Genomic DNA, 14,493 nt, shown 5'->3' with positions numbered 1-14,493 from the left:
ATGCGCTACCGCCGCCGCATCCGGGTGAGCTGGTCGCGGGCCTGCCCGAGCTTCGCCGGGCGCCCGCCACGGCGCCCCGGCCGCCGCGCTGGCGATGGCCGGCGTTGGCCGCACAGCCGTTGTTGAGCTGACCGTCGACTGGGAATCCCCTGGCGTCTACGTGCTGCTGGATCGGCACGAGCCCGATGGAACGTGGGGCTGCTACGTCGGCAAGGCCCCAGGCGGCGTCCGCACCCGCCTCGGCCAGCACCTCAAGGGCAAGGACCACTGGACCCGCGCCCTGCTCATCCGCCGTGACACCACCTTTGGGTTCAACAGCGCCCACGTGGGCTGGCTGGAGGGGCGGCTCTACGACCTGCTGGAAGCCGCCGCCTACACCCGACTGCACAACGGCAACCGGCCCCGCGACGAGACCCTCCCCCCGTACGAGCGTGCGGCCCTGGAGAGCACCGTCCCACCCATCCGACGGGTGCTGAGCCTGCTTGGCTACGACACCGAGACCCCCGACGACCAGGCCACGGTCCGGCCGGCGACGAGAACCCGGAGCAACCGCTTCTACGGCATCACGGCCAAGCAACTGCTCGATGCCGACCTGCTGACCGCCGGGGAGACCCTCACCTCGACCAACGGCGTATGGCCCGGCACTGCCGTCCTGCTGGCCGACGGGGGCGTCGAGTGGAACGGCGCAAAGTACCCGACGCTGAGCAGCGCCGCGGTCGCGGTCAAAGGAAGCGCCACCAACGGTTGGGACTTCTGGGCCGTCGACCGTCCCAGCGGGCGGGTGCCGCTGGCGACCCTGCGCGCCCGGTGGCTGAAGCAGACCGAGGAGGCGAGCACCGGTGACCGGTGACCTACCGGCCCAGGACCACACCACCGGCGACATACCTCCATCGACACCGACCTGGGCGGTCCCATCGACCTGAGCACCGGCCCGACCACCGCGCTTCACGACACCGCGAAGCTCCGCCTGGCCTGCCTGGAGGACGGATACCGGCTGATCCGGTGGGGGGAGCGACCAGGGCGGGGCTGCACCGTCGCGGTGCGCTCGCGGCGGATCGGCCTGCCGTAGGCTCCGCGGCGGCGGGATCCGAGGGCCGAGTCGGGCTTGGTGGATAACACCGAGGGAAGCCCCGAGGACAACACCGATAGAATTACGGATCCCCCCAGGGCCTCTAGCTCAACTGGCAGAGCAGCGGACTTTTAATCCGCGGGTTGTGGGTTCGATCCCCACGGGGCCCACGTGGAGGACGAGTGGCAGCGGTTCGAGCGGTGGTTGGCCGACCGGCTGCGGGCGCTGCCCGAGGACGAGCCGCTGGTGCTGGACGCCGGGCCCGCGGGTCTCGTCCAGTTCGCCGGCGGGGGCGCGGCGGTGCACCAGGAGACCTCGGCGCCGCCGGACGCCGACCGGGCGGCGCTGCTGGCCGCGCTCGGGTGGAGCGCGCCGGACGTCGCCGGACACCTGCCCCTGCCGCACGCGGTCTGGGGTGCACCCCCGCCCCGGCGTTCCTGGTGGAGGGGTGGCGGTGCCGAGCCGACGTCCCTCGCCCCGGACGAGGCCCGGGCCGCGGCGGCCCTGTCGGTCCGCACGCTGCGCGAGGCGCTCGGCGTGCAGCGCCCGCACCACCTGACGATCGGTCCCTGACCGGGGAACACGTGCCCGTCCCCCGGCGCTGACCACCTCCGACGGGCACTGCACCCCACCGGAGGTACCGATGACCACCACCGCACCCGAGACCGACGTCTTCACCGCCGAGTGGGAGGCGTGGCACGCGCAGAAGGAGGCCACGCTCACCGACCCGCACGGCTTCCTCGCCGTCACCGCCCTGGGCTGGCTGACCGAGGAGCCGGCCGAGGTGCCGGGTGTGCCCGGTCGGTGGTCCGCCGGTGCGCGCGGGGTCGTCGTCGCGCTGGCCGAGGGCGAGGAGCTGAGCGTCGACGGCGCCCCGGTCGTGGGCGAGCACGCGTTCGGCGAGCTGGGCCTGCGGGAGAGCGTCCTGGCGCACGCAGGCGACGCCGCTGTCGAGGTGGCCGAGCGCGGCGGCCGGTACGTCGTCCGGCTGCGCGACCCGCAGTCACCGCTGCTGCGCGGGCACGAGGGCACCCCGGCCTTCCCGGCCGACCCCCGCTGGCGCTCCGTCGGCCGCTACGTCCCCTTCGACGCGGTGCGGCCCACCACGGTCGGCGGCGCGTTCGAGGGCGTGGAGCACGTCTACGACGCCCCCGGCCGGGTCGAGTTCACCCTCGACGGCCAGGACCTCGCGCTCACCGCCTTCCCCGGCCACGGCGAGGGTCGGCTGATGCTGTTGTTCTCCGACGCCACGTCCGGGCAGAGCACCTACGCGTTCCGCTCCCTGCAGGTCCAGCCCGACGCCGACGGTTCGGTGGTCGTGGACCTCAACCGGGCGGTCAACCTGCCCTGCGCCTACACCGACCTCGCCACCTGCCCGCTGCCGCCGGCGGAGAACCGGCTGTCGGTCGCGGTCGAGGCCGGGGAGCAGACCCCGACCCGTCGGGGCGCCGGAGTGCCCACCGAGAACGGCGCCGTCCTCGCGGTCTAGTCATCGACACGCGATGAGCATCGATTGACATTCGATCGGTAGTGCTCGACAGTCGGCGCATGACGCTGTCGAGTGCCACCGTCGACGTCCTCGTGGTGGGGGCCGGTCTCGCCGGCCTCCGCGCCGCCACCGGTCTGGCCCGGCGCGGGCACGACGTGCTGCTGGTCGACCGGCGGCGGGCCCTGGACGTCGCCGTCCGCACCACCGGGATCTTCGTCCGGAAGACCCTCGACGACTTCCCGCTGCCCGCCGATTGCCTCGGTCCTCCCATCCGCCGGGTGGCGCTGTACCCGCCGGGACTGCGCCGCCCGGTGGTGCTCGACAGCCCGCGGGACGAGTTCCGGGTCGGGGACATGGGCCCGCTCTACCTGGCCGCCGCCCGGGACGCCGAGGGTGCCGGGGTGCTGCTCGCGCTCGGCACCCGGTTCGAGGGGCGGGACGCCGGCGGGCACCTGCTCACCGGCCCGGCCGGCCCGCTGAGGGTGCGCGCCCGCTTCCTGGTCGGTGCGGACGGCGCGCGCTCCCGGGTCGCCGCCGAGCTGGGCCTGGACCGCAACCGGCACCTGCTGATCGGCGCCGAGGAGGTGTTCGCCGTCCCGGAGCACGACCGGACGCCGACCTTCCACTGCGTGCTCGACCCGCGGCTGGCCCCCGGGTACCTGGCCTGGGTGGTCGACGACGGCCGGCACGCCCACGTCGGCGTCGCCGGGTACGCCGCCCGATTCCCCGCCGGCATGACCACCGCGCTGCGCCGGTTCTCGGCCACCGCGCCCGGGCTCGAGGGCGTCCAGCGTCCGGACGACGTCGAACGACGCGGCGGCCCCATCCCCGTCGGCGGACTCCTCGCCCGGATCGGCTGCGCCGACGGCCTGCTCGTGGGGGACGCGGCCGGCGCGGTCTCCCCGCTCACCGCCGGCGGACTCGACCCGTGCCTGCGCCTGAGCGACCACGCCGTCGAGGTGCTGGACGACGCGCTGTGCACCGGCCGGCCGCCGGTGCACTACGACGGGGCGGCGCTGCGGGCCCGGTTCCGCGGGAGGCTGCTGATGCGCCGTGCGCTGGCCGCCGTCCGCACCCCGGTGGTCGCCGAGGCCGGGTTCGCGCTGCTGCGCACCCCGCCCGGCCGGGCTGCGGCGCGGGCGGTCCTCTTCGGCGACCGCTCCTTCCCCGACCCCGCCCGGGTCCCGGAGGCCGCCCGGCCCTGACGAGGAGGGTGCTCCTCGTCAGGGGCGGCGGCGGGCCTTGAGCTTCGGGGCGAGGACGAGGGCCAGCAGGACCAGGGCGACGGCGAGGACGACGAGGTCGCCCCAGGGCCAGATCGACCCGGTGTCGCCGCGGAGCAGGCCGTAGACGGCGTAGGCGCCGACGAGCACCGGGACCGCCGTCCACCAGACCGGGGTCTTCGCGGGGGTGGTCTCGTCGGTCTCCGGGGTGGTCTCGTCGCCGGGGGTCGTCATGCCCGGAACGGTAGCCGGGTCAGCGGGCGCGCCAGGCCTCGATCAGCTCGCGCTCGCGGTCGGCGCTGAACCCGGCCTCCAGGCCGTCGGCCACGACGTGGTCCCACGACCAGACCAGGGTGTCCCGGGCGGTCTCCACCGCGGGGCGGAACACCAGGCCCTCGGCGACCGCCGCGCTGGAGTCGATGGCGTCCTGCGGGATCTGGTCCTCGGGGAACCACAGCGGCCGGCGCTCCTCGGGGTGGTCGGCGAGCCGGGGGCGCAGCCAGTCCTCGTCGGCCCAGACCAGCTCGACGTGCCCGGAGGTGATGCCGGCGGCCTCCTGGCAGGCGGCGAGCACCTCACCCAGGGTCTCCCGGCGTCCGGGCCCGACGGTGTTGAACACCCCGCCGCGGCCGGCGGCCAGCATCCCCACGGTCCAGGCCGCGATGTCCCGGGCGTCGCTGTACTGCACCGGGCGGTCGGGGTCGCCCGGCACCAGCGCAGGCCCCTCGCGGGTGCCGCCCAGGGCCCAGGCCATCCGCAGCGGCCAGTAGGTGAACCTGTCGGAGGGGTCGCGGGGGCCGACCATGATCCCGACCCGCGGGAGCAGAGCCGGGCCGTCGAAGGCCTCGGCGAGCACCTCCTCGGCCGCCAGCTTGGCCAGGGAGCGCTCCTGCAGGGGGTCGTCGTCGGGCTCGGTGCCGGGGGAGCGCACCGCGTCGGACTCGGTGGGGACCGCGCTGCCGGACGGGGCGTAGACGCTCATCCCCGACACGTAGCCGTAGACGCCGACGTGGCCCGACAGCAGCTCGGCGGTGCGCCGCACGGCCGGGGCGCCCAGGTCGGTGTCGGTGTAGGTGTCGAGGACCGCGTCCCACTCCCGGCCCTGCAGGGCCGACAGGTCGCCCTCCCGGTCGCCGGTGAGCACCTCGGCGCCGTCCAGGACCGAGGACCCGGAGCGGGACAGCACGGTGACGTCGTCCCCCCGGCCGAGGGCGGCGGTAGCGGCGTGGAAGCCCAGGAAGCCCCCACCTCCCAGCACGAGCAGGCGCACGGTGGTTCCTCTCCTCGGGGAGGTGCGCACCTACCCGGCCGCGGCAGGCTCAACCGAGGACGGCGGACACCCGGTCGGCTGCGGTGGCCAGCGCGGCGCCGACGACGGCGTCGTCCACCGCCTGGTCGACGAAGATGACCGCCAGCGCCCCGGCGGTCGACCCGTCGGCGTGGCGCACGGGCGCGGCGACGGCGCGCATCCCGGGGATGACCTCGCCGAGGGTGGACGCCCAGCCGCGGGCCCGGGCGGTGACCAGGTCGGCGCGGTCGTCGGGGGAGGGCTCGTCGGGCACGAGCAGGGCCAGGCCGGTGGCGCCGAGCCCGACCGGGTGCCGGTTGCCGGGCCGGAACGCCACGTGGGCGGGGCTGTCCCGGGGCTCGACGGCGTTCACGGTCACCGCCTCGTCGCCGTCCCGGACGACGAGGAAGGCCGTCATGCCCAGGGACCGCACCAGCTGGGCGAGCTCCGGGGTGGCGGCGGCCTGCAGGGTGCGGCGCACCGACCGGGACAGCCCGACGACGGCCAGCCCCACGCCGTAGCTGCCGGCGTCGTCGCGTTCGACCAACCGGTGGGCCTCCAGCGTGCGGAGCAGCCGGTAGGCGATCGAGCGGTGCACGCCCACCGCGGCGGCGACCGTGGCGATCGACTGCGGCTCGCGGGTGGCGGCCAGGTGCTCCAGGACGCGGATGCCCCGGTCCAGCGTCTGCGACGCCGGAGCACCCTCGCCGTCCTCGCTCACCCGTCTCCCTCCGCGCACGCCTGTTCCGGGAATGGAACCACTCCGGGACGACGGGGGGTGTGACCGGCACCACCGTGATCGGCTGCACACCCTGCAAGATTGCACAGTGTGCAGCGAGGGTGTCCCATGGTCCACGTGACGACGACGGGCCTGCGCGAGCGCAAGAAGGCCGACACCCGGGCCGCGCTGGCCGACGCGGTGCTGCGTCTGGCGGAGGAGCGGGGCTTCGACCACGTGACCGTGGAGGACGTGGCGACCGCGGCCGGGGTCTCCTACCGCACCTTCTTCAACCACTTCGCCTCCAAGGAGGAGGCCCTGCTGCAGCCCGACCGCGGGCCGCGGCTGGTCGACCTGCTGGCCGAGCAGGGGCCCGACGTCCCGCTGCTGACCGCCCTGCGGGCCGCGCTGCACGCCTGCCTGGACCGCCTGCAGGCCGACGGCGACACCTGGCGGCGCGTGTTCGCCGTGGTCATCGCGACCCCGTCGCTGCTGCCCCGGCTGGTCGAGACCGGCTCGGCCGACGAGCGCGAGCTGGCGCTGGCGGTGGCCGCCCGCACCGGCCTCGACGCCGAGGCCGACCTCCACCCGGGTCTGGTCGCCGCGGTGGTCAGCACCGTCCTGCGGGTCTCGCTCTGGCGCTGGCACAGCGCCGGCGCCACCGCCCCCCTGCACGGGCTGCTCGACGAGGCGCTGGACGCCGTCGTCGACGGCCTCCCCACCCCCACCCCGAGAAGAGGGACACCGTGACCACCACCGCCGATCCCGCAGCCGACCCCGCCGGCGGCACCGCCGGGGGCACCCGTGCGGCGATGACCCAGCGCGAGGTGCTGCAGGCGCTGTCCGGGCTGATGGTCGGCATCTTCGTGACCATCCTGGCCGCGACGATCGTGTCCAACGCGCTGCCCACGATCATCGCCGACCTGGGCGGCAGCCAGTCCGTCTACACCTGGGTGGTCACCGCCGAGCTGCTCGCCATGACGGCCACCGTGCCGCTGTGGGGCAAGCTCGCCGACCTGGTCAGCCAGAAGCTGCTGGTCCAGCTGGCGCTGGGCACCTTCGTGGCCGGGTCGTTGGTCGCCGGCTTCGCGCAGGACACCACCATGCTCATCGCGGCCCGGGTGCTGCAGGGCATCGGCGCCGGCGGCATGACCGCGCTGGTGCAGATCGTGATGGCCGCGATGATCCCGCCGCGTCAGCTCGGCCGGTACGCCGGCGTCTTCGGCGCGGTCTTCGCCGTCGCCACCGTCTCCGGCCCGCTCATCGGCGGCCTGCTGGTGGACACCTCGTGGCTGGGCTGGCGCTGGACGTTCTTCTTCGGCGTCCCCTTCGCCCTGGCCGCGGTCGTGCTGCTGCAGAAGACGCTGAAGCTGACCCAGGTGCGCCGCCGCGAGGTGCACATCGACTGGCTGGGCGCGCTGCTGATCACCGGCGGCATCTCCTCGCTGCTGATCTGGGTGACCCTGGCCGGCAGCAGCTTCGACTGGGTCTCCGGGCCGAGCGCGCTCATGGTCGGCGGCGGGCTGCTGCTCGTCGCACTCGCCCTGGTGGTGGAGTCCAGGGTCCCCGAGCCGGTCATCCCGCTGTCGATCTTCCGGAACCGCACCGTCACCCTCACCGTGATCGCCAGCGCCCTGGTCGGCATCGCGCTGTTCGGCGGGACGGTCTTCCTCTCCCAGTACTTCCAGGTGTCGCTGGGCTACTCGCCGACCGCGGCCGGGCTGCTCAGCCTCCCGCTGGTGGGCGGTCTGCTGGTCTCCTCGACCGTCGCCGGCCAGGTCATCACCCGCACGGGCCGCTGGAAGCGCTTCCTGGTCGCCGGTGGCGTGCTGATGACCCTGGGCTTCGGCCTGCTGGCCACGCTGTCGGCCGACACCCCGATCGTGCAGATCGGGCTGTACATGGTCGTGCTGGGCATCGGCGTCGGGCTGCTGATGCAGAACCTGGTGCTGGCCGCACAGAACGACGTCCCGGCCGCCCAGCTGGGTGCGGCCACCTCGGTGCTGTCGTTCTTCCGCAGCCTGGGCGGCACGATCGGGGTCAGCGTGCTCGGTGCGGTGCTCGCCGGCAGGGTCGCCGCGGACCTGTCGGTGCTCGGCGGTTCCAGCACCGGGGACGGCGCGGTGCCCGACGTCGCGTCGCTGCCCCCGGAGGTGCAGGGCCTGGTGCAGGACGCCTACGGCAACGCCACCGCCGAGCTGTTCCTGATCGCCACCCCGCTGGCCGCCCTCGCGCTGGTCGTCGTCCTCTTCGTCCAGGAGAAGACGCTCAAGACCACCTCGGGCGCCGAGCGTCTCGAGGAGGAGCGCGCCGCCTCCTGACCCGCGTGGTCTGATCACGGGGGCCGGCACCGTCGCCGGCCCCCGTCGACACGAGGAGTCGCTGTGCCCGAGGTCCTGCTCGAGGTCGAGGACGGCGTCGCCGTCGTCACCCTGAACGCCCCCGACCGCCGCAACGCGCTCACCCCGGCCATGGCGGCCGAGCTGATCGGCGTCTTCGACGAGGTCGACGGCCGGGACGACGTCGGGGCCCTGGTGCTCACCGCCGTCGGGAAGAGCTTCTGCGCCGGCGGGGACGTGCAGACCCTCACCGACGCCGGCAAGGACCCCGCCGCCCCGGACGCCTACGCCGGCATGGGCGCCATCTACGACTCGTTCTACCGGCTGGGCCAGGTGCGGGTGCCCACCGTGGCCGCCGTCCGCGGCTCGGCCGTGGGCGCCGGGATGAACATGCTGCTGGCCGCCGACCTGCGGGTCGTGGCCACCGACGCCCGGCTGCTCTGCGGGTTCCTCAAGCGCGGCCTGCACCCCGGCGGCGGGCACTTCGTGATCCTGTCCCGGCTGATCGGCCGGGAGGCCGCGGCGGCCATGGCGCTGTTCGGCGAGGAGGTCAGCGGCACCCGTGCCGCCGAGCTCGGGATGGCCTGGGCCGCGGTCGAGTCCGACCAGGTCGAGCCGCGGGCCCGGGAGCTCGCCGCCCGGGTCGCCGCCGACCCCGAGCTGGCCCGGGTCGCGGTCGCCAACTTCCGCAAGGAGACCGGCCCGCCGCACGTCAGCTGGGAGATCGCGACCCAGTTCGAGCGGCCGGCCCAGATGTGGTCGATGCGCCGCTCCGCGACCTGAGCCGCCTGGCCGGGCTCGCCCACGCCCTCGTCGTCACCGCGGTCGCCGTCGCCTTCTCCCTGCTGGTCCCGGCCCGGCCCGGGGAGGGCGGTGCGGCCCACCAGGTGCTGCTGGGCTCCGGCCTGGCCGCGCTGCTGTGGGCCTACGGCGGGCTGGTGCTCGGTCTGGTCGCCGGGTCCCGCCGTCCCCGGGTGCTGGGCAGCCGGGTCGGGCTGCTCACCGCGCACCGCCAGGTCAGCCTCGCCGTCCTCGCGCTGACCCTGCTGCACGCGGTGGCCTCGGTGGTCGGGCTGCGCGGCGGGTCGTGGCTGGCCTCGTTCGTGCCGCAGACCGCCGAGACCGGCCGGCTGGGCTGGAGCGCCGGGATCCTGGCGTTCTACCTGGCGGTGCTGCTGGGCCCCAGCTGGTACCTGCGGCGACGGGTACCGCGCCGGGTGTGGCTGCTGGGTCACCAGGCCGCCGCGCTCACCTACGTGCTGGCGTTGTGGCACGCCCTGGTGCTCGGCGGGGAGTTCCGGGCCGAGGGCGGGCTGCGGACCGCGCTGTGGGTGGCCCAGCTGCCGCTGCTGGTGCTCTTCGCCGTCCGGCTGCTGGGCCCGCACCGCCGGGCGGAGTCACCACTGGCCCGGCAGCGCACGCCCCGGCAGCGCACGTTGCGGGACGCCGCCGTGCTGGGCGTGCTGACGGCGTCCCTCGCGCTCCTGCTGGTCGTGCTGCTCGCGGCCGGACCGGGCCGGTCCGGCTAGGTCGTCTTCTGCTCCTTGGGCTCCGCGCGGGCGTCGAGCTGGATCTCCTTGTCCGCGCGCGGCACGCCCTCCTTCATCTCGATCGTGCGCTCGCGCTCGGCGTCGAGCTGCAGGCCGATCAGCAGCACCAGGTTGGTGATCCACAGCCAGACGAGGAAGACGACGACCCCGGCGAGCGCGCCGTAGGTCTTGTTGTAGCTGCCGAAGTTCGCCACGTAGAAGGCGAACAGTGCCGAGGCGATGATCCAGACGACCAGGGCGAACGCGGCGCCGGGGGAGACGAAGCGGAAGCCGCGCAGCCGGACGTTGGGGGTCGTGTAGTAGAGGATCGCGATCATGATCGCCACGATCACGACCATCACCGGCCACTTGGCGATGTCCCAGACGGTGGTGACGGTGCTGCCCAGGCCGAGCGCCTCGCCGATCGCGTCGACGATCGGGCCGGTGGCCACGACCGACAGCGCGATCAGGGCCACGAACAGGATGCCGATCAGGGTGATCAGCAGCTGCAGCGGCTTGAGCTTGTAGAACGTGCGTCCCTCGGGGGTCTCCCAGATGACGTTGGCGGCGCGGGTGAAGGCACCGACGTAGCCCGAGGCGGCCCACAGCGCGGTCGCCAGGCCCACGACCAGCGCGATCCCGGCGGTGGCGGTGCTGCCGGCGAGCTGCTCGATCACCCCGCTGAAGGTGTCCGCGGCGGTGCCGGGGGCGATGGACTGCAGCAGCGTGGTGAGCGCGTCGCTGATCTGCTGCGGCTCGAAGACCAGGCCGACGACGGAGATCATCGCGATGACGGCGGGGAACATCGCCAGCACGAAGTAGTAGGTCAGCGAGGCCGCCCAGTCGGTGAGGTTGTCCTCGCTGGTCTCGGTGATCAGCCGCTTGAACGTGCCGGCGGTGGTCGGCTTGCCCACGGCCCCGGTGGGGGCGTGGTCGGCTCGCCCCCCGTCGGAGATCTGGTCGTCCTGGGGCACCGGGTCCGTCTGGGTGTCGCCGTCACGTGCTCGGGTGCTGGCGATGGGGGTGCTCCGGTGGGGGTCGGGGGTGGGTCCCCCGAGGCCTGCCCACCACCGGACCAGGCCGAACCGGTTTCAGCGGATCCCGGACACCGGGGACCACTCGCCGGCCCGGGCGCAGGCCCGCTCCACCTCGGCCAGCTCGTCGGGACGGCGGCCCCGCCCGCCCCGGCGGTCGGACACCAGGCCCCAGACCGCGACGAGCGCGGTCACCAGGGCGCTGCCGGCACCGAGCAGGGCGACGATGGTGAACGAGCCGCTGCTGGGCAGCCCGGTCGCGTCGGCGGAGCCCGCCACGACGGTGATGATCAACGCACTGGCCAGCGCGCTGCCGACCGAGCGGGTGATCGAGTTGACCCCGTTGGCCACCCCGGTCTCCGAGGGCTCGACGGCCTGCACGACCAGGGCCGGGAGAGCGGCGAAGGCGACGGTGACCGCGAGCTGGGTGGTCAGCCCGACCAGCACCACGACCCAGGGCGTCGAGCGGGCGACGGCGAAGAGGACGAACCCGAGGAGCCCGGAACCCGCGCCGATGAGCAGGGTGGCCTGGCCGCCGATCCGGTTGACCACGGTGCCGGCGAACGGGGCCAGCAGCACCCCGACGACGCCCCCGGGCAGCAGGTAGACCACCGCGGCCTCCAGCGTGCTGGCACCGAACCCGTAGCCGGCGGCCTCGGGCACCTGGACGAACTGGGTGACGGCGAGGAAGGAGGCGAACAGCCCGAACCCGGTCATCAGCCCGGCCAGGTTGGGCACCAGCATCCGGCGGTCGGCCAGCAGCTGCGGGCGGACCAGCGGGTGGGTGCGCCGGCGCTGCAGCACGACCCAGCCGACGAGCACCACGACCGAGGCGATCAGGCTGCCCAGCGTCCGGGGGTCGGTCCAGCCCCAGGTGTGCCCCTGGGACAGCGGGAGCAGCAGCAGGACCAGGCCGGCACCGAGCACGACCGCGCCCCACCAGTCGACCCCGCCGGTGGCGTTGGGCTCGCGGGCCGGCAGCACCCAGGCGGCCAGGGCCAGCGCGACGACGGCGATGCCGAAGCCCAGCCAGAACGGGTGGTGGTAGTCCCCGCCGTCCCGGGTGAGCAGGCCGGTGACCACCAGGCCGATGACGCCGCCGACGGCCAGCGTGCTGGACACGATCGACATGGCCACGGTGAGCTTCTCCGCCGGGAGCTCGCGACGCAGGATCGAGATCGACAGCGGGAACAGCCCGTACGAGGCGCCCTGCAGCACCCGGGCGACCAGCAGCAGCGGCAGCGACGTCGTCAGCACCGCCAGCAGGGTGCCGACGGCGACGACGCCCAGCACGCCCAGGACCACCCGGCGCTCGCCGAGGGTGTCCCCGAGCCGGCCGATGACCGGGGTGAGCACGGCGGCGGCGAGCAGATTCGCCGTCAGCACCCAGCCGGCCGCACCGGCGCCGACCCCGAGCTGCTCCCCGATGACCGGGAGGATCGGGACGACGAGGGACTGCAGGAGCGACAGCGTGGTGACCGAGAGCGCCAGGGTCAGCACCAGCAGCCCGGGAGCAGGGGTGCGGGAGCGCACGGGGACCTCCGAGGTTCGACGGACGGTGGTGACCGTCCCCGGTGATGACACCACGGAGTGGGGTGCAGGGGGCAACCAGACGCGTGGGTCCGTCGCGGGGTGCGGGATTCGTCACGGGGAGTTCACGTGATTTCCCCCGACCGAGGGGGTTCGGCCGCCGATGGCACGGGCATCACCGATCCTGACGAGACGCCGCCGGGGGCGCACCCCCGCCGGCCACCGCACTGCACGCTGGGGGTTGTTGTTCCGATGGTGTTCTGGCCGGCCGTGGCCCTGCTGGGCTTCCTGCTGTTGACCGCCCTCGTGATCGCACTGGGATCGCAGTCCACCGCGCGCTACGAGCAGGAGCGACGGGCCACCGCCGCCGCGCGCACCGCGCCGGAGACGGCCCCCGCCACCGCGTAGCAGGACCACCCGACGGCCGCCGCTCCCTCCCGGGACGGCGGCCGTCGTGCTGTTCAGAGCCAGTCGGGCCGGGCGTCCAGGGTGGTGCGGTCCAGGCTGGCCAGCAGGTCGAACTGCGGTCCCGTGCGCGGCAGCTCGTAGCGCTGGAAGTACCGGGCCGCGGCGCGCTTGCCGGCGTAGAAGTCCCCGTCCCGGTCGCCGGCGGCCAGCACCTGCTCCAGCCACAGCCACGCGACGACGACGTGGCCGACCGCCTCGAGGTAGACCGTGGCGTTGGCCAGCGTGACGTCGGGGTCATCGGCCGACCACAGCGTCGTCGTCACCTCGGCGACCCGGGCCACCGCGGCGTCGACGTCGGCGGCCAGGTCGGCCCACTCGGTGCCCGCGGCCCGCGCGGTGGTCGCCGCGATCGTCCCGGCCAGCACCCGCAGGCCCGCACCGCCCCCGGCGACCACCTTGCGGCCCAGCAGGTCCAGGCCCTGGATCCCGACGGTGCCCTCGTGGATCGGGTTGAGCCGGTTGTCCCGGTAGAACTGCTCGACCGGGAAGTCCCGGGTGTAGCCGTAGCCGCCGTGCACCTGGATGGCCAGGTCGTTGGCGGCCAGCCCCCACTGGGAGGGCCAGCTCTTCGCGATCGGGGTGAGCACCTCGAGCAGGGTGTGCGCCCGGGTGCGCTCCGCCTCGGTCTCCGCCGTCTCCTCCTCGTCCACCAGCAGCGCGCAGTACAGCCCCAGCGCCAGCCCGCCCTCGACGTAGCTCTTGGCGGCCAGCAGCATCCGGCGCACGTCGCTGTGCTCGATGATCGGCACCGGCGGCGCGGACGGGTCCTTGCCCGCGGGCGGGCGCCCCTGGGTGCGGGTCTTCGCGTACTCCAGCGCGTGCAGGTAGCCGGTGTAGCCCAGCGCCGTCGCGCCCAGCCCGACGCCCACCCGGGCCTCGTTCATCATGTGGAACATCGCGGCCAGGCCGCGGTTCTCCTCCCCGACGAGGAAGCCGACCGCGCCGGGCCGCCCGCCGGGGGTGTGCACGCCCTCGCCGAAGCCGAGCAGGGTGTTCGTCGTCCCCCGGTAGCCCATCTTGTGGTTAAGCCCGGCCAGGACGACGTCGTTGCGCTCGCCGAGGCCGTCGCCCTCGGGGAGGAACTTGGGCACGATGAACAGCGAGATGCCCTTCACCCCGGCCGGACCACCGGGGATCTTGGCCAGCACCAGGTGCACGATGTTCTCGCTGAGCTCGTGGTCGCCGCCGGAGATCCACATCTTGGTGCCGGTGAGCCGGAACGTGCCGTCGTCCTGGCGCTCGGCCCGGGTGGTGATGTCCGCCAGCGACGACCCGGCCTGCGGCTCGGACAGCGCCATCGTGCCGAACCAGCGGCCCTCGGCCATCGGCCGCACGTAGGTGTCGACCTGCTCGGGGCTGCCGTGCGCGATGAGCAGGTGTGCGTTGGCCATGGTGAGGAACGGGTAGGCCGAGCTGCCGATGTTGGCGGCCTGGAACCACGTGGTCATGGCCTTGCTGACCACCTGGGGCAGCTGCATGCCGCCGAGCTCCTCGCTCAACGTGCCCGCGGCCAGCCCGGCCTCGCCGAAGACCCGCAGCGCCGCGGCGACCTCGGGGACCAGCACGACCTTCCCGTCGACGACGTGCGGCTCGTTCTCGTCGGCGGTGCGGTTGTGCGGCGCGAAGTGCTCGGTGGCGATCTCCGCGGCCAGGTCCAGGACCGCGTCGAAGGTGTCCCGGTCGTGCGCGGCGAACCGCTCGCGCTCGGTCAGGGTCTCCACCTGCAGCCACTCGTGCAGCAGGAAGTCCAGGTCACGGCGGGACAGGATCAGGGAGGCAGGCACCGGCCCACTTTCCCAGAGACCG

General features: G+C 74.3%; 14 protein-coding genes and 1 tRNA gene. 9 read left to right on the top strand and 6 right to left on the bottom strand.

What is annotated here, in order from left to right; translation table 11 throughout:
* The first annotated feature begins 94 nt into the window (after positions 1 to 94).
* From F1C76_06555 to F1C76_06535, 5 genes are all read left to right on the top strand, one after another.
* Positions 95 to 850, top strand: a complete 756-nt coding sequence (locus F1C76_06555; GenBank protein QNG36296.1) for a DUF2924 domain-containing protein — start codon at positions 95 to 97, stop codon at positions 848 to 850.
* Positions 851 to 1,166: 316 nt separating this feature from the next.
* Positions 1,167 to 1,239, top strand: a tRNA-Lys gene (locus tag F1C76_06550).
* Position 1,240: 1 nt separating this feature from the next.
* Positions 1,241 to 1,642, top strand: coding sequence for a hypothetical protein (locus F1C76_06545; GenBank protein QNG36295.1), 402 nt, complete (start codon positions 1,241 to 1,243; stop codon positions 1,640 to 1,642).
* 70 nt (positions 1,643 to 1,712) lie between these two features.
* Entirely contained in the window at positions 1,713 to 2,558 is an 846-nt protein-coding gene (locus F1C76_06540) for a DUF1684 domain-containing protein (protein ID QNG36294.1), read from the top strand.
* A gap of 59 nt (positions 2,559 to 2,617) precedes the next feature.
* A complete protein-coding gene (locus tag F1C76_06535; protein ID QNG36293.1) occupies positions 2,618 to 3,763 on the top strand; it encodes an NAD(P)/FAD-dependent oxidoreductase in 1,146 nt (381 codons plus the stop codon).
* Positions 3,764 to 3,781: 18 nt separating this feature from the next.
* Here F1C76_06535 and F1C76_06530 read toward each other — a convergent pair whose 3' ends face one another.
* The 3 genes from F1C76_06530 to F1C76_06520 are packed head-to-tail and all read right to left on the bottom strand — an operon-like array spanning position 3,782 to position 5,790.
* Entirely contained in the window at positions 3,782 to 4,015 is a 234-nt protein-coding gene (locus F1C76_06530; protein ID QNG36292.1) for a hypothetical protein, read from the bottom strand.
* A gap of 19 nt (positions 4,016 to 4,034) precedes the next feature.
* Positions 4,035 to 5,051 carry a hypothetical protein gene (locus tag F1C76_06525; protein QNG36291.1) on the bottom strand — a complete coding sequence of 339 codons (1,017 nt, stop codon included), beginning with the start codon at positions 5,049 to 5,051 and terminating at the stop codon, positions 4,035 to 4,037.
* A gap of 49 nt (positions 5,052 to 5,100) precedes the next feature.
* Positions 5,101 to 5,790: an IclR family transcriptional regulator gene (locus F1C76_06520; GenBank protein ID QNG36290.1), complete on the bottom strand. Its 690-nt coding sequence runs from the start codon at positions 5,788 to 5,790 to the stop codon at positions 5,101 to 5,103.
* Positions 5,791 to 5,916: 126 nt separating this feature from the next.
* On the opposite strand from F1C76_06520, the gene F1C76_06515 reads away from it, so the two are divergent.
* The 4 genes from F1C76_06515 to F1C76_06500 all read left to right on the top strand — a co-directional run bounded on the left by F1C76_06515 (position 5,917) and on the right by F1C76_06500 (position 9,655).
* Positions 5,917 to 6,537: a TetR family transcriptional regulator gene (locus tag F1C76_06515; protein ID QNG36289.1), complete on the top strand. Its 621-nt coding sequence runs from the start codon at positions 5,917 to 5,919 to the stop codon at positions 6,535 to 6,537.
* A 62-nt stretch (positions 6,538 to 6,599) separates the two neighbouring features.
* Entirely contained in the window at positions 6,600 to 8,108 is a 1,509-nt protein-coding gene (locus F1C76_06510; GenBank protein QNG39056.1) for an MFS transporter, read from the top strand.
* Between the two features lie 63 nt (positions 8,109 to 8,171).
* Positions 8,172 to 8,909 carry an enoyl-CoA hydratase/isomerase family protein gene (locus F1C76_06505; GenBank protein QNG36288.1) on the top strand — a complete coding sequence of 246 codons (738 nt, stop codon included), beginning with the start codon at positions 8,172 to 8,174 and terminating at the stop codon, positions 8,907 to 8,909.
* Positions 8,843 to 9,655 (top strand): hypothetical protein, encoded by an 813-nt coding sequence (locus tag F1C76_06500; protein QNG36287.1) that lies wholly within the window; start codon positions 8,843 to 8,845, stop codon positions 9,653 to 9,655. Before F1C76_06505 ends, F1C76_06500 begins: the two co-directional genes overlap by 67 nt.
* Here the strand turns inward: F1C76_06500 and F1C76_06495 are convergent.
* The 3 genes from F1C76_06495 to F1C76_06485 all read right to left on the bottom strand — a co-directional run bounded on the left by F1C76_06495 (position 9,652) and on the right by F1C76_06485 (position 14,471).
* A complete protein-coding gene (locus tag F1C76_06495) occupies positions 9,652 to 10,674 on the bottom strand; it encodes a YihY/virulence factor BrkB family protein (protein QNG36286.1) in 1,023 nt (340 codons plus the stop codon). The genes F1C76_06500 and F1C76_06495 overlap by 4 nt on opposite strands.
* 72 nt (positions 10,675 to 10,746) lie before the next feature.
* On the bottom strand, positions 10,747 to 12,222 hold the full coding sequence (locus F1C76_06490; GenBank protein ID QNG36285.1) for an MFS transporter: 1,476 nt from the start codon (positions 12,220 to 12,222) through the stop codon (positions 10,747 to 10,749).
* A gap of 458 nt (positions 12,223 to 12,680) precedes the next feature.
* The gene (locus tag F1C76_06485; protein QNG36284.1) at positions 12,681 to 14,471 is read right to left on the bottom strand and encodes an acyl-CoA dehydrogenase; all 1,791 of its coding nucleotides are present in this window, start codon (positions 14,469 to 14,471) and stop codon (positions 12,681 to 12,683) included.
* Positions 14,472 to 14,493 lie beyond the last annotated feature (22 nt).

The organism is Geodermatophilaceae bacterium NBWT11, from assembly GCA_014218215.1.
GTDB lineage: Bacteria > Actinomycetota > Actinomycetes > Mycobacteriales > Geodermatophilaceae > Klenkia.
The sequence above is the reverse complement of the archived record's forward strand: the minus strand, read 5'-3'. Positions and strand labels throughout refer to the sequence as shown.

Bases quoted from the DNA above. Each gene is read 5' to 3' on its own strand.
- F1C76_06555 (QNG36296.1), top strand. From the start codon at position 95: ATGGCCGGCGTTGGCCGCACAGCCGTTGTTGAGCTGACCGTCGACTGG.
- F1C76_06540 (QNG36294.1), top strand. From the start codon at position 1,713: ATGACCACCACCGCACCCGAGACCGACGTCTTCACCGCCGAGTGGGAG.
- F1C76_06535 (QNG36293.1), top strand. From the start codon at position 2,618: ATGACGCTGTCGAGTGCCACCGTCGACGTCCTCGTGGTGGGGGCCGGT.
- F1C76_06530 (QNG36292.1), bottom strand. From the start codon at position 4,015: ATGACGACCCCCGGCGACGAGACCACCCCGGAGACCGACGAGACCACC.
- F1C76_06515 (QNG36289.1), top strand. From the start codon at position 5,917: ATGGTCCACGTGACGACGACGGGCCTGCGCGAGCGCAAGAAGGCCGAC.
- F1C76_06510 (QNG39056.1), top strand. From the start codon at position 6,600: ATGACCCAGCGCGAGGTGCTGCAGGCGCTGTCCGGGCTGATGGTCGGC.